Below are 13,754 nucleotides of genomic sequence, written 5' to 3'. Positions count from 1 at the left end.
ACCACAGCCAATAACACCAACATGACTGTTGAAGACCTGATTTCCCGTTCCAACCGCCTGGGTGCGGACAAGCGGAACACCAACTTTGCCGGCGGCAACACCTCCGCGAAGGGCACCGGGAAGGACCCCGTCACGGGCGAGGACGTCCAGCTGCTGTGGGTCAAGGGCTCCGGCGGCGACCTGGGCACCCTGAAGGCGGAAAACCTCGCGGTGTTGCGCCTGGACCGCCTGAACGCGCTGAAGAACGTCTACCCGGGCGTTGAGCGTGAAGACGAGATGGTGGCCGCCTTCGATTACTGCCTGCACGGCAAGGGCGGCGCGGCTCCCTCCATCGACACCGCCATGCACGGCCTGGTGGACGCCGCACACGTTGACCACCTGCACCCGGACTCCGGCATCGCCATTGCCACCGCGGTGGACGGCGAGGCGCTTACCACCAAGATTTTCGGCCACAAGGTGGTCTGGGTGCCCTGGCGCCGTCCCGGCTTCCAGCTGGGCCTGGATATTGCCGCCATCAAGGAAGCCAACCCGCAGGCCATCGGCACCATCCTGGGCGGGCACGGCATCACCGCCTGGGGCGCCACGTCCGAAGAGGCCGAGCAGAACTCGCTGTGGATCATCGAACAGGCCGAGAAGTACATCCGCGACAACAGCAAGGCCGAGCCCTTCGGATCCAGGCTGCCCGGTTACGCAGCACTGCCCGAGGCCGAGCGCAAAGCCAAAGCCGCAGCGCTGGCACCCGTCATCCGCGGCCTGGCCTCCACGGACAAGCCGCAGCTGGGGCACTTCAGCGATGACGCCGTCGTCCTTGACTTCCTGGAAGCCGCCGAGCACCCGCGCCTGGGCGCCCTGGGCACCTCCTGCCCGGACCACTTCCTGCGTACCAAGGTCAAGCCGCTGATCCTGGACCTGCCCGCCGACGCCTCCATCGAGGACTCGATCGCCCGCCTGCACGAGCTGCACGCGGATTACCGCGAGGACTACCAGGCCTATTACGACCGCCACGCGGACGAAAACAGCCCGGCCCTGCGCGGCGCGGACCCGGCCATCGTGCTGGTTCCCGGCGTCGGCATGTTCTCCTTCGGCGCCAACAAGCAGACCGCCCGCGTCGCCGGCGAGTTCTACATCAACGCCATCAACGTGATGCGCGGCGCCGAGGCGATCTCCACCTACGCACCCATCGAGGAATCCGAGAAGTTCCGGATCGAATACTGGGCGCTGGAGGAAGCCAAGCTGGCCCGCATGCCTAAGCCGAAATCCCACGCCACGCGCATTGCCCTGGTCACCGGCGCCGCGTCCGGCATCGGCAAGGCCATCGCCACCCGCCTCGCCGCGGAAGGCGCCTGCGTGGTCATCGCCGACCTGAACCTCGAGAACGCCGAAAAGGTCGCCGGGGAGCTCGGCGGGCCCGACGTCGCCATTGGCGTGCAGGCCGACGTGACGGACGAGGCCCAGGTTGTGGCCGCCATCGATGCCGCTGTCCTGGCATTCGGCGGCGTGGACCTGGTGGTCAACAACGCCGGCCTGTCCATCTCCAAGCCGTTGCTGGAAACCACCGAGAAGGACTGGGACCTGCAGCACAACGTCATGGCCAAGGGCTCGTTCCTGGTGGCCAAGGCCGCGGCCAAGGTCATGATCGCGCAGGGCCTGGGCGGGGACATCATCTACATCTCCTCCAAGAACTCCGTGTTCGCCGGCCCCAACAACATCGCGTACTCCGCCACCAAGGCAGACCAGGCCCACCAGGTCCGCCTGCTCGCGGCGGAACTCGGCGAGTACGGTATCCGCGTCAATGGCATCAACCCCGACGGCGTGGTCCGCGGTTCCGGCATCTTCGCCGGTGGCTGGGGTGCCAAGCGCGCCGCCGTATACGGCGTGGACGAGGAGAAACTGGGCGAGTACTACGCCCAGCGCACCCTGCTCAAGCGCGAGGTCCTGCCCGAGCACGTGGCCAACGCCGCAGCCGTGCTCACCAGCAACGAACTGTCCCACACCACCGGCCTGCACATCCCCGTGGACGCGGGAGTGGCCGCAGCCTTCCTGCGATGAGCACGTCGCTTAGCGGTGTCGACGGCGGCAAGGCGTTTGCCGCCGTCGACATCGGTGCCTCCTCCGGCCGCGTCATCCTGGGCCGGGTCACCGAAGGCCGGGCCCCGGAAGAGCGCACCGTGCAGCTCGAAGTGGTCCACCGCTTCCCCAACGGGGTGGTGGAGATCGACGGCGGCCTCCGCTGGAACTTCGACGCCCTCTTCGCGGAGGTGCTTGAGGGCCTCCGGGCCGCAGCCACCGTCGCTGCAGTACAGGGGGAAAGAGTCGCCAGCATCGGCATCGACACCTGGGCCGTGGACTATGGCCTGGTTGACGGGGACGGAAAGCTGACGGCCCAACCGTTCAGCTACCGTGATGAGCGCAGCCGGGCCGCTGTTGAACCCGTCCACCGGAAACTCGACCCGGTACGCCTCTACGGCACCACCGGGCTGCAGTTCCTGCAGTTCAACACCATCTACCAGCTGGCCGCCGAACGGAATCTGGACGGGCTGCAGGCACTCCTGATCCCGGACCTGATCGCCTTCCTCCTGACCGGACAGCGCCGGACCGAGGCCACCAATGCCTCGACGACCGGTTTGTTCGACGCCGTGGCGGGGGAGTGGGCCACCGAGTTCCTCACGGCCCTGGGCCTGCGGAAGGACCTGTTCCCCCCGCTGATCCAGCCCGGCGAATCCTTCGGCACGCTGCTGCCGGCCATCGCCGCCCAGGTTGGACTGCCCCAGGACACCACGGTGGTGGCGGTGGGATCGCACGATACGGCCTCCGCCGTTGCCGCCGTTCCCGCCCGGGAGGAGGACTTTGCCTACATCTCTTCCGGCACCTGGTCCCTGGTGGGGCTGGAGCTCAAGCGCCCGGTCCTCACCGAGGCCAGCAGGGAAGCCAACTTCACCAATGAGCGCGGCGTGGACGGCACGATCCGTTACCTGCGGAACATGGGCGGGCTCTGGCTGCTGAGCGAATGCCAGCGGACGTGGGCAGCCGAAGGGTTCCAGCCCGAACTGACCGCCCTTCTGACGGCGGCTGCCGCACTCCCTGCAGGCGGACCGCAAATCAACCCGGACGATCCCTACTTCATCGCACCGGACAACATGCCGGACCGGATCCGGGCGGCCGTCCGCCGCACCGGCGAGATACTGCCCGACGATCCCGCGGCCATTACCCGCTGCATCATGGACAGCCTCGCCACCGGCTACGCGCGCACCATCCGCGACGCCGAGCGTCTTGCAGACCGCTCCGTTGACGTTGTGCACGTGGTGGGCGGTGGTTCCCAGAACCGGCTGCTGTGCCAGCTCACGGCAGATGTGACGGGACGAAAAGTGGTTGCCGGGCCGGTGGAAGCCACCGCGTTGGGGAATGTCCTGGTACAGGCGCGCGCTGCCGGCGCTGTCTCCGGCGGTCTGGCCGAACTCCGCGCCCTGGTTGCGGCCAGCAGTCCATTGCAGGTCTTCGTGCCGGAGCTGTCGCGCCTGTAGTCCTGCACGCCCCGTTCCCCTCGAAAGCCAGAATTGGATAGCCGATGCCCCTTTTCGACCTTCCCCTTGCCCAGCTTCGCCACTACACCTCGGAGGTGACGCCGCCGGAGGACTTCGCGGCATTTTGGGACAGAACTATTGCGGAAGCCCGGTCCTATCCGCTGGGCGTGGCCTTCGAGCCGGTGGAGAACTACCTGGCAGTCATCGACACGTACGACGTGACGTTCGCCGGCTACGGCGGCACGCCCATTAAGGGGTGGCTGCATCTTCCGGCGAACCGGGCGGCCGGCGCCCGGTTGCCCGTGGTGGTCCAGTATGTGGGCTACTCGGGCGGCCGGGGCCTGGTCAACCAGGACACCCGGTGGGCGCAGGCGGGCTACGCGCACTTCATCATGGACACCCGCGGCCAAGGCTACGGCGGCACCCTGGGTGAAACGCCCGATCCGCACTCCTCAGCCGGGGACGTGGCCCACGCCGGCCTCATGACCCGCGGCATCGCAAGCCGGGAGGACTACTACTACCGCCGGGTCTATGTGGACGCCTTCCGTGCCGTGGAAGCTGCCCAGGCCCACCCCGACGTTGACCCCGCCAAGGTTGTGCTGGCCGGCGTCAGCCAGGGCGGGGGCATTGTGGTGGCCACCGCGGGCCTGGCTGCAGGACGGCTCGACGGCGTCATCGCCGCGCTGCCGGACGTCCCCTTCCTCCAGGACTTCCCCCGGGCCATCGACATCACCCCGCGGGGACCGTACCCCGAGATCGCCCAGTTCCTGGCGCGCCACCGGAACCGCCATGAGCTTGTGCTGGAGGTCCTGCGCTATTTCGACGGCGTCAACCTGGCCCGCCTGGCGAAGGCACCCGCCCTGTACTCCGCAGCCCAGATGGACGACATCTGCCCGCCGTCCACCGTCTTCGCGAGCTTCAACGCCTACGGCTCGGGAACGGGTGCTTCCTCCACAAGCGGCGCCGCCAAGGAGATCGAGGTGTACAGGTTCAACAACCACGAGGGCGGCCAGGAACACCACTGGATCCGGCAGCTGTTGTTTCTCCGCAAAATATTGGGGTAAGTTTCTGTGGTGGACTTGAGAAAACGGTTTCTGAGTCCCGTAAGCCAGGGAAGCAATGAAGAAACTCAGCAGGCTCAGCATTGTGGGCTACGGCGCCGGCGATGCGGCCAACAGCATGATCATCAGCACTGCAAATATGTTCCTGCTCGTCTACTACACCGATGTGGCGGGCATCGGTGCTGCGGCCGCAGGAACGTTGCTGGTAGTGGCGCGGGTCTTCAATGCCTTCACCGACATTGCCGCCGGCCGCATCGTGGACAGGGTGCAAAGCAAACGGTGGGGCAAGTTCCGTCCCTTCCTGATGTTTGGGTTCGTTCCGCTCCTGCTGGGCGCGGCAGTGTTCCATGTTCCGGACGTGGACCTGTCGTTGAAGCTGCTGTATGCCTACTGCACCTACGGGCTTGTCTGCCTTGCCTACAGCCTGGTCAACGTGCCCTACGGCTGCCTGGTGGGAGCCATGACCCAGGACCCCCGGGACCGGGCGCGGCTGGCCGGCGCACGAACCATCGGCGGGTTGTCCGTGGGGGCAACCCTGGGCTTCTTCATCGCGCCCCTCCTTGGCGCCGGCGGGAACATGCAGCAGATCTTCACCGTGATGACGGTGGTGTTCGCCGTCATCGGATCCGGGCTCTACCTGTTCACGGGAATCGTCTGCCGTGAACAGATCGTGGGCAGCGTTCCTAAAATCACGCTGCGGCAAACTACCCAGGCGCTGAAAGCCAACTCGCCGCTTGTGGTCCTGTGCATCAGCTCGGTCCTGTTCGTCACCGGCACCTCAGCCACAGGCGCGGCCCAATTCTTCTACCTGCGGGATGTCCTGTCCCGGGTGGACCTGTTTCCGGTTATGGCCGCCGCGCAGGTGGCAATCACCCTGACGCTCGCCGTCGTGATGCCCCGTCCCGTAGCAAGGTGGGGAAAGAAGGCTGTCTACACGGCCGGCGGCTGCACCGGTGCCATCGGAGGACTGATTGTCTTCCTCACTCCGGCAGGCCTGCCATGGCTCGCGGTTGCCGGGATCGTCCTGGCCATGCTTGCCTCCGCTTCGGTCAGCATCCTCACTTGGGCTCTGATCGCAGACACGGTGGAATATGGCGAATGGAAAACCGGAGTCAGGGTGCAGGGCATCAACTATGCGCTCCTTGCCGCCACCCGGAAGCTGGGCATGGGATTCGGCGGCGGCCTGGTGGCCTTCTCCCTGGCCTGGGGAGGATATTCCTCCGCTGTGCCCGAGCAGGCCGACGCTGCCATCCTCGCCATCCGTGCAGCTGCCGGCCTGCTGCCCGCTGCCCTGGTGCTGGCGGCCGCCGGAATCATGTACTGGTACCGCCTCACGGACGAAAGGCACGCAGAGCTGGTGGCCGGCCTGCAGTCCCGGTAGCGGGGAGCCCGAAGCGTGCCCCAAACCGTCACATGACGGCGCCGGTTTGCGTGGATGGCGGAACCATGGTTATGGTCTCTGGCATGACTAACCGTTGGTATGCGTATTTTTCGTTGGCTCTGGAGGGGCCCGCGTCTAACTGACACGCATCCAACTTTTCCTTCAGAGCCAACAGGGCAGAGATCATTCTCTGCCCTTCGCCGTTTCTCCGGCGGGTTCTGAACTGGGCCCGCTTCCCATCTGGAACAGGACCCACCATGAGCACCGCAACAGCATCAGCCACCAGCACCGCCGGTACCGGCGCAGCAAAATCCACCTCGAACCTGCGCGTCAGCGAATTCACCGCGCTGCCCACCCCGCAGGAACTCATCGCGGAACTGCCCCTGGACGCGCGGGTAACGGACGTCGTCGAACGCGGACGTGATGAAGTCCGCGCCATCATGGACGGCGTGGACGACCGCCTGCTGGTCATCGTGGGACCCTGCTCCATCCACGATCCCAAGGCCGGTCTGGAATACGCCCGACGGCTCGTCAGCCAGGCTGAAAAGCACCGGGAAGACCTGCTCATTGTTATGCGGACCTACTTCGAAAAGCCCCGCACCACCGTCGGCTGGAAGGGCCTGATCAATGATCCCCGCCTGGACGGCACCCACGACATGGTCACCGGCCTCCGGACAGCCCGGCACTTCCTGCAGCAGGTCACGGCTTTGGGACTGCCCACCGCCACCGAATTCCTGGAGCCCATCAGCCCGCAGTACATGGCAGACCTGATCTCCTGGGGTGCCATTGGTGCCCGCACCACGGAGAGCCAGATCCACCGGCAGCTGGCGTCGGGCCTGTCCATGCCCATCGGCTTCAAGAACGGTACCGACGGCGACCTGCAGGTGGCCATCGACGCGTGTGGCGCTGCCGGTGCAGCACAGTCGTTCCTCGGCATCGACGGCGACGGCCGGGCAGCGCTGGTGGCCACCGCCGGAAATCCCGACACCCACGTGATCCTCCGCGGCGGACGCAAGGGACCCAACTACTCCCCGGCCAACGTCGAGGCGGCTTCAGCCAAGCTGGCAGGCAAGCACCTCAACCCGCGGCTGATCGTGGACGCCAGCCACGCCAACAGCGGCAAGAGCCATCACCGCCAGGCGGAGGTCGCACTGGAGATCGGCGCCCAGCTCGAGGACGGCGGCACATCCGCGCAGGCCATCGCCGGGGTGATGCTGGAAAGCTTCCTGGTGGGCGGCGCCCAGAACCTCGATGTCGCAGAGAACGCGGCCGGCCGGGCGGAACTCGTCTACGGCCAAAGCGTCACGGACGCGTGCATGGAATGGGACGTTTCCGTCTCCGTGCTGGACCAGCTGGCCGCGTCCGCCCGTAAACGCCGGGGGGTCAAATAGGGGAGCACGCTACTTTCACATCTGCCACAGGAACATCTAGAGTATCTAGTTAAGTGGTTGGTGGATGGCTCAGCATCGGAACACCGCATTGGCATATACCTGGGGTCACTGTTGTCCATCCGTCAGCAAAGGAAATAGGGAAATGTCGGCAGAACAGAACTTCTCAAACGCGAAGTTCCTGACCGTGGCTGAAGTAGCCCAGGTCATGCGCGTCTCCAAAATGACCGTGTACCGGCTGGTCCACTCAGGTGAAATGCCTGCTGTGCGCTTCGGCCGCTCGTACCGGGTTCCGGAGAACGCCGTGGAGCAGTACCTCAAAGGTGCTGTTGTAGACGGCCACACTGAGACCGCGTGAGGCCCTTTTCCAGCGCAACACCCGGTATTTTCGCCGGTGGGAGCCCTGCGGTCAGTAGCTCCTCCCGATAAGCGGTACCCTGTTAAGGAACGTTTTACGTCATTGTAAGAATCTGTCAGTTGTTCAGTTCGTAGCTCTGTCCACGAACCATTTCCATCAGACAGGTACTGCATCTAGTTTGTAAGGAACTTTCGTGGGTTCAGTTATCAAGAAGCGTCGCAAGCGTATGGCCAAGAAGAAGCACCGCAAGCTGCTTCGCAAGACCCGTCACCAGCGCCGCAATAAGAAGTAGAGATACTTCAAACAGCGTAGAAATGCCCGTCGCCTTCCGAGGCGGCGGGCATTTTGCTGTCCAGGCACCAACCAGGTAGCAGCAGATGTCGTTATGAAGGCTCATAACGACATCTGCTGCTACCTAGATGCGGGGGCCGCGGATGCGGGCGAAGCCTTTCCAGAGGCCGTAGACGGCGCCGCCGGCGGTGGCGGCCTTGAGGCCGAATGTTGCAGCGCGGCGGCCTGCACGGAAGTCGTACACGGGCCAGTTGTTGTCACGGGCGTGGCGGCGGAGCCGGGAGTCGGGATTGATGGCCACCGGGTGGCCCACCAGGCTGAGCAGCGGGATGTCGTTGTAGGAATCGCTGTAGGCCCAGCAGCGCTTGAGGTCCAGGTCCTCGGCGTCGGCAATGCCCTGGACCGCCACAGCCTTGGCGGAACCGTGCAGGATGTCGCCCACGAGGCGCCCCGTGTACATGCCTTCCGCAATTTCCCCCACAGTGCCCAGGGCTCCGGTGAGACCCAGCCGGGTGGAGATGACCGTAGCCACCTCGATGGGGGTGGCCGTTACCAGCCAGACGCGCCGCCCTACCCGCAGGTGCTGCTCCGCCAGGGCCTTGGCCCCAGGCCAGATCCGCGACGCAATCATCTCGTCGTAGACTTCCTCGCCCAGGGCCTTGATGTCATCAACCGTGATGCCGGCGGCCAGCAGCAGGGCAGAGTCGCGGACGGCATGGACGTCGTCGATGTTCTCGCCCCGCGCCATGAACTTGAACTGCTTCCAGGCAAAGCCGGCAGCCTGGGCCATGGTGAAAGCCCCGCGCTGGTACATTTTGCGTGCCACGTGGAAGAGGCTGGCACCGCGCATCAGGGTATTGTCCACATCGAAGAACGCCGCCTCGCCGGGCTGCGGCGCAGCAACCGGCTTGGTGACTACGGCGACGTACTTCTCCTCGGGCATGGTTTCGAGTCTAGTCAATTCACTGGCAGGAAACGGTCGGCGTGCCGGGCACCCCGAACGGGGATACGGTTAAGTCATGGCAACCCCGCGCGTAGTCCTCATTACCAAAGCTGACTGCCACCTCTGCGAGGAAGCGCGCCAGGCGGTGGGGCGTGTCACAGCCGCGCTGGGGCTTGAATGGACCGAAGAACCTGTAGACCACCAGCCGGAACTTCGTGAACGCTACGCCGAAGAAATTCCGGTGGTGCTGGTGGACGGGGTGCAGCGCGATTTCTGGAAGATTGACGAAGCACGGCTGCACCGCGTACTCCAGCGGGCCATGTCCCAATAAAGAATTGGCGCAGTAAAAGGGAAGGGTTGCCGGTGATGGCATCTGCTTTGTTGGCACCGGCGATGGGGCTCTAGAGTGGAGTCACAACGCGACTCAAGGGAGGGGCTGGTGACTTCGCTGGACTCAACCCCCCAGGCTGTCCCGGATCTTCCGGGCGCCACGGGCACCCCAGCCAAACAGATACCGCCCGCAGCGGTGGCCCGGCTGACCCTCTATCTCCGTGCCCTCAATACGTTGCTCGCGGAAGGCGTGGAGCGCGTCTCCTCCGAGTCCCTCGCGGAAGCCTCAGGTGTAAGTTCATCCACGTTGCGCAAGGACCTGTCCCACGTAGGGTCCTACGGCACCCGGGGAGTGGGGTACGAAGTGCAGTACCTCAGCCGCCACATCGCCGCGGCCCTGGGACTGACCCATGACTGGAAGGTCGCAATCGTTGGTGCCGGCAACCTGGGCAAGGCCCTGGCCCGGTACGGCGGCTTCGAATCGCGCGGCTTCGACGTCGTGGCCATTTTTGATGCCGACCAGATGGTGGTGGGCAATGAGGTGGGGTGGCTGCGGGTCAGCGACGTAGCGGACCTGGAAACCGTACTCCACCGCACCGGAGCCAACATGGTGGTACTGGCGCTCCCGGCAGCCGTGGCACAGGAAGTGTGCGACAGGGTGGTGGCGGCAGGCGTGCACAGCGTCCTGAGCTTCGCCCCCGTGATGCTCCAGGTCCCGGAGGGCGTTAACCTTCGCAAGGTGGATATGGCCACCGAACTGCAGATCCTGGCCTACCACGCACAGCGGGCGCAGGCCCCGGGGCAGACCGCCTAGCTTTCATGGCAGTTCCGGGACCCACGCCCGCAGGTGTGGTGCTTGTGCTTACCGGCCGTAGGGGTTGCCCATGCCGCCGCCATAGGGGTTGGCGAAGGGCTGCTGCTTCCGGAAATACGGAGCGGCCGCGGGGAGGTACAGCAGCACGATGGCGGCTATTCCCAGCAGCGTGCCGATTGTGGCAAAGCTGGGCGGACCAAAGAGGCCGAAAATAGAAAGCGCCGCGAACACGGTGCCCAGGATGCGGGCCCAGTTCTTGCCCTTGCGGACAAAGAAGGCCACCAGCAGGTAGAGGGCCAGTCCGATGATCGCGAACACCACCAGGGTGCCGGCAATGACGCCCTTCATATCCTCGTACGTGACTCCCGCCCCGCTGCCCTCAATCTGGTCCTCAAAGGCCTGGCGGAATATGGGATCGTCCAGCGTGGTGAGGCCGGTGAGCATCGAGATGACGAAGATGGCAGCGGAGGCGATCAGCAGCCAGAACGAAATGTTGACGAGCTGGGGGACGCCGTTGCTCCCCGAAGGCTGCGGCTGCTCCGACGGGTACTGGGCGTAAGGGGACTGGCCGTAGGGCTGCTGCCCGTAACCGGGGCCCTGCGGCGGGTTCTGGCCGAACTGCGACCCATACTGTGGTGCGTTCTGTCCGTACTGGGGAGCTGCCGGGCTCTGGCCATACTGCGGCGGGTTCTGGCCGTACTGTGGTGCGTTCTGTCCGTACTGGGGAGCGTTTTCGCCGTAGCGGGGCTGTCCGGACTGGTCACCTGCCTGGGAGCTTCCGGACTGCGAACTTCCGGACTGCTGGCCGGGCTGCGACTTACCGTCCTGCGAGCCACCGGAGTGCGGGTCATTGGGTACGGGAGGCGGGACGGGAGGAGTACTCATGAGCGGTCCTTCTGCGTGTCGGTTTCCAGGGAGGCTGCCGGGAGCGGTCCTGTAGCCCTGCCCCCAGGATGGCTTAAGTCAACCGTACCCCCGGGCCGCGGCGTTGTGGGTCATTCTGCGGAGGTATTCCGGCCCGGAACGGCTGTAAACCATGCCTGGGAATTCGGCAGCCACATCAGCACCGTTGCCACCGCGCTGATCAGGAAAGCGGCCCAGTTGCCGCCCTGGCCCACGCCGGTTGCCGTGTTCATCACAGCCAGGACCAGGGTGATCGCGGCAAGTACCGTCAGGGCCAGCCGCGCCCACTTCCTGCCTGCTTTCATCTTGACGGCGAAGACCACCTGCGCGGCGCCCACCGCGGCGGCCAAAAGCATCAGCGTGACGACGGCGGCCGCGGCCGAGGGTGCTGCGGCAAAGAGCACCAGGGACGCGAGCATTCCCAGCAGTCCTCCCATGACGCCCAGGACGCCGCCGACAAACCAGATCCAGAACGAGACCTTAAGTCCTGTTGGTCGGCCGGCCACCGAAAACAGCGTGGCTAAACCGTTGCGCCGCCCGCTGGAAGAGTTGCTCATGGCGTTCACTGTAGCCCCGCTCCGCGGCACCCCGTGGAGGCGGGCGAACGGACTTAAAGAAGGAACCCCCGGCGCCGGGCTGGAGAAACCGGTGCCGGGGGTTCGTCGGCTGACTATGCTGCAGGAGCGATGAAGGCCAGTTCAAGGTTGATGGCAACCTTGTCGCTGACCAGGACGCCGCCGGTCTCGAGGACTGTGTTCCAGGTGAGGCCGAAGTCCTTGCGGCTGATGGTTGTTTCAGCGGAAACACCGGCCCGGGTATTGCCGAACGGGTCCACGGCGACGCCGTTGAACTCGGTCTCCAGTGTCACCGGGCGGGTGATGCCCTTGATGGTCAGGTCACCGGTGAGCTCGTAGCTGTTGCCCTTGGCCACCAGGCCGTTGGAGACGAAGGAGATTTCGGGGAACTTCTCCACGTCGAAAAAGTCTTCGCCCTTGACGTGGCCGTCGCGGTTGGCATCGCCGGAGTCAAAGCTGGCGGTGTTGATGGTGGCGTTGATCTTGGCGCCGGTGACGTCCCCGGGGAGGTCCAGGGTGGCGGCGGCTTCGGTGAACTGGCCACGGACCTTGCTGATGCCTGCGTGGCGGACGGTGAATCCGATCTCGCTGTGTGAGTTGTCGAGGGTCCAGGTGCCGGTGGTGACGTCTGCGGGAAGTGCCATGATGATGCTCCTTAGTATTTGCGTGCCGGTTGACGGTCTTGCCGTTGAACCTTCATCTGTTGAAGCCTCAACTAACTGCTGCATCTACTATAAGCATGCATATGCATCTTTTGTTCCCGGCTTCGGAACATTTCTTCATAAATTTCAGTTCTACTGAATGTAGAAGATTTCGGATCGCACGCCATCTTTGAGAAACTGGTAAACATGCCCCAAGCCACTGTCCATCTGCTCCGCCATGGCGAGGTACACAATCCCGACGGCGTCCTGTACGGCAGGCTGCCCGAATTCCACCTCTCCGAACTGGGGCGGGAGATGGCCCGTACGCTCGCCGAGCACTTCCGCCGGCGTGCCGCGGCCGGCGCCCGCATCACGTACCTCGCAGCATCGCCGCTGGACCGGGCGCAGGAAACCGCCGCGCCCACAGCAGAGGCGCTGCGCCTGCAGATCCACACCGAAGCGCGGATCATCGAGGCCGAAAACTACTTTGAAGGCATGAAGGTCACTAAAGCTGAGCTTCGCCGGCCCAAGCACTGGCCCATGCTGATCAACCCCCTGCGCCCGTCCTGGGGCGAGCCGTACAAGAAGCAGGCTTCCAGGGTGATGGCAGCAGTCCAGGAAGCACGGGCCCGCGCCATCGACCTGGCGGACGGCGACTTCGGAACGGCAGGCCCCGAGGCGATCATGGTGAGCCATCAGCTTCCCATCTGGGCGACCCGCCTCAGCGCCGAGGGCAAGCCTCTGTGGCATGACCCGCGCAAGCGGGAGTGCACCCTTACCTCCATCACGTCCCTGGTGTTCGACGGCGACGGCTCACTCCTGCGCGTCCAGTACAGCGAGCCGGCCGCGTCCCTTCTTCCCGGTGCCGCCAGCACCCCTGGAGCCTTGTAGTGACCCACAGTAATTTCAGGAATCCGGACGCCGGGAACCGCCAGTCAGGCACAGGTCCCATCAGTTCCCGCCGCAGCCTCCTGGCCGCCGGCGGCCTGGCCCTGACCGCGCTGACCATGGGACTCTCTGCGTGTGCCCAGGAGGATGCGCTGGCGCAGCAGGCCAAAGCCGGGGACAACAAGAACTACGTGGCAGGGGACGGTTCGGTTACGGAGTTCGCAGCAGGGGACCGCAAGTCCGCCGTCCAGATCACTGGCACGCTGTTCAATGGCACCACCGTGACCCCTGCCGATTTCCAGGGCAAGGTGACGGTGCTGAACTTCTGGTTCGCCGCCTGTGCGCCCTGCCGGGTGGAGGCGCCGATCCTCGAGGAGCTCCACCAGGAGTTCAAGGACCAGGGCGTGCAGTTCCTGGGTGTAAACCTCCGTGATGAGAAGGCAACTGCTGAAGCCTTCGACAAGACGTTCAACCTGACCTACCCGAGCTTCGACGACAAGAACGGTGGCGTCCTGCTGTCCGTGGCCGGGCTGGTTCCGCCGGGAGCCGTCCCCACCACTTTGGTCCTCGACAAGCAGGGGCGTGTAGCATCCCGTGTCCTGGGCGAAATCCAGAAGGGCACCCTCAAGGCCCTCATTACTGCCGCCGTGGCAGAGTAGC

Annotated in this window: 15 protein-coding genes; 11 read left to right on the top strand and 4 right to left on the bottom strand. The window is 65.0% G+C overall.

Features of this window, described 5'->3' with window-relative positions:
• The first annotated feature begins 21 nt into the window (after positions 1-21).
• The 7 genes from NXY83_RS16535 to NXY83_RS16505 all read left to right on the top strand — a co-directional run bounded on the left by NXY83_RS16535 (position 22) and on the right by NXY83_RS16505 (position 8,001).
• Positions 22-2,049 carry a bifunctional aldolase/short-chain dehydrogenase gene (locus tag NXY83_RS16535; RefSeq protein WP_397427443.1) on the top strand — a complete coding sequence of 676 codons (2,028 nt, stop codon included), beginning with the start codon at positions 22-24 and terminating at the stop codon, positions 2,047-2,049.
• Positions 2,046-3,521, top strand: a complete 1,476-nt coding sequence (locus tag NXY83_RS16530) for a rhamnulokinase (protein ID WP_258803292.1) — start codon at positions 2,046-2,048, stop codon at positions 3,519-3,521. Before NXY83_RS16535 ends, NXY83_RS16530 begins: the two co-directional genes overlap by 4 nt.
• A gap of 44 nt (positions 3,522-3,565) precedes the next feature.
• Positions 3,566-4,585: an acetylxylan esterase gene (locus NXY83_RS16525; RefSeq protein ID WP_258803291.1), complete on the top strand. Its 1,020-nt coding sequence runs from the start codon at positions 3,566-3,568 to the stop codon at positions 4,583-4,585.
• A 55-nt stretch (positions 4,586-4,640) separates the two neighbouring features.
• Positions 4,641-5,963 (top strand): glycoside-pentoside-hexuronide (GPH):cation symporter, encoded by a 1,323-nt coding sequence (locus NXY83_RS16520; RefSeq protein ID WP_258803290.1) that lies wholly within the window; start codon positions 4,641-4,643, stop codon positions 5,961-5,963.
• 257 nt (positions 5,964-6,220) lie between these two features.
• Complete coding sequence (locus NXY83_RS16515) at positions 6,221-7,354, top strand: 3-deoxy-7-phosphoheptulonate synthase (RefSeq protein WP_258803289.1); 1,134 nt, start codon at positions 6,221-6,223, stop codon at positions 7,352-7,354.
• 142 nt (positions 7,355-7,496) lie between these two features.
• On the top strand, positions 7,497-7,709 hold the full coding sequence (locus tag NXY83_RS16510) for a helix-turn-helix domain-containing protein (protein ID WP_164205247.1): 213 nt from the start codon (positions 7,497-7,499) through the stop codon (positions 7,707-7,709).
• Positions 7,710-7,902: 193 nt separating this feature from the next.
• Complete coding sequence (locus NXY83_RS16505) at positions 7,903-8,001, top strand: 30S ribosomal protein bS22 (RefSeq protein ID WP_003792170.1); 99 nt, start codon at positions 7,903-7,905, stop codon at positions 7,999-8,001.
• 123 nt (positions 8,002-8,124) lie between these two features.
• Here NXY83_RS16505 and NXY83_RS16500 read toward each other — a convergent pair whose 3' ends face one another.
• Positions 8,125-8,943, bottom strand: a complete 819-nt coding sequence (locus tag NXY83_RS16500; RefSeq protein ID WP_258803288.1) for an HAD family hydrolase — start codon at positions 8,941-8,943, stop codon at positions 8,125-8,127.
• Between the two features lie 76 nt (positions 8,944-9,019).
• Between NXY83_RS16500 and NXY83_RS16495 the strand changes: the two genes are divergently transcribed.
• On the top strand, positions 9,020-9,274 hold the full coding sequence (locus NXY83_RS16495) for a glutaredoxin family protein (protein WP_258803287.1): 255 nt from the start codon (positions 9,020-9,022) through the stop codon (positions 9,272-9,274).
• 108 nt (positions 9,275-9,382) lie between these two features.
• A complete protein-coding gene (locus NXY83_RS16490) occupies positions 9,383-10,087 on the top strand; it encodes a redox-sensing transcriptional repressor Rex (RefSeq protein ID WP_258803286.1) in 705 nt (234 codons plus the stop codon).
• A gap of 48 nt (positions 10,088-10,135) precedes the next feature.
• Here NXY83_RS16490 and NXY83_RS16485 read toward each other — a convergent pair whose 3' ends face one another.
• The 3 genes from NXY83_RS16485 to NXY83_RS16475 all read right to left on the bottom strand — a co-directional run bounded on the left by NXY83_RS16485 (position 10,136) and on the right by NXY83_RS16475 (position 12,209).
• Entirely contained in the window at positions 10,136-10,972 is an 837-nt protein-coding gene (locus tag NXY83_RS16485; protein ID WP_258803285.1) for a hypothetical protein, read from the bottom strand.
• A gap of 110 nt (positions 10,973-11,082) precedes the next feature.
• Positions 11,083-11,547 carry a hypothetical protein gene (locus NXY83_RS16480; protein WP_258803283.1) on the bottom strand — a complete coding sequence of 155 codons (465 nt, stop codon included), beginning with the start codon at positions 11,545-11,547 and terminating at the stop codon, positions 11,083-11,085.
• A gap of 113 nt (positions 11,548-11,660) precedes the next feature.
• A complete protein-coding gene (locus NXY83_RS16475; protein WP_258803281.1) occupies positions 11,661-12,209 on the bottom strand; it encodes a YceI family protein in 549 nt (182 codons plus the stop codon).
• 204 nt (positions 12,210-12,413) lie between these two features.
• Here NXY83_RS16475 and NXY83_RS16470 point away from each other — a divergent pair, with 204 nt between their 5' ends.
• Complete coding sequence (locus NXY83_RS16470) at positions 12,414-13,097, top strand: histidine phosphatase family protein (protein ID WP_258803279.1); 684 nt, start codon at positions 12,414-12,416, stop codon at positions 13,095-13,097.
• A 116-nt stretch (positions 13,098-13,213) separates the two neighbouring features.
• Positions 13,214-13,753 carry a TlpA family protein disulfide reductase gene (locus NXY83_RS16465; RefSeq protein ID WP_258806285.1) on the top strand — a complete coding sequence of 180 codons (540 nt, stop codon included), beginning with the start codon at positions 13,214-13,216 and terminating at the stop codon, positions 13,751-13,753.
• The last annotated feature ends 1 nt before the right edge of the window (position 13,754 follow it).

Origin of the sequence: Pseudarthrobacter sp. NS4, from assembly GCF_024758005.1 — a bacterium.
Lineage (GTDB): Bacteria > Actinomycetota > Actinomycetes > Actinomycetales > Micrococcaceae > Arthrobacter.
This window is presented reverse-complemented; position numbering and strand designations above follow the sequence as displayed.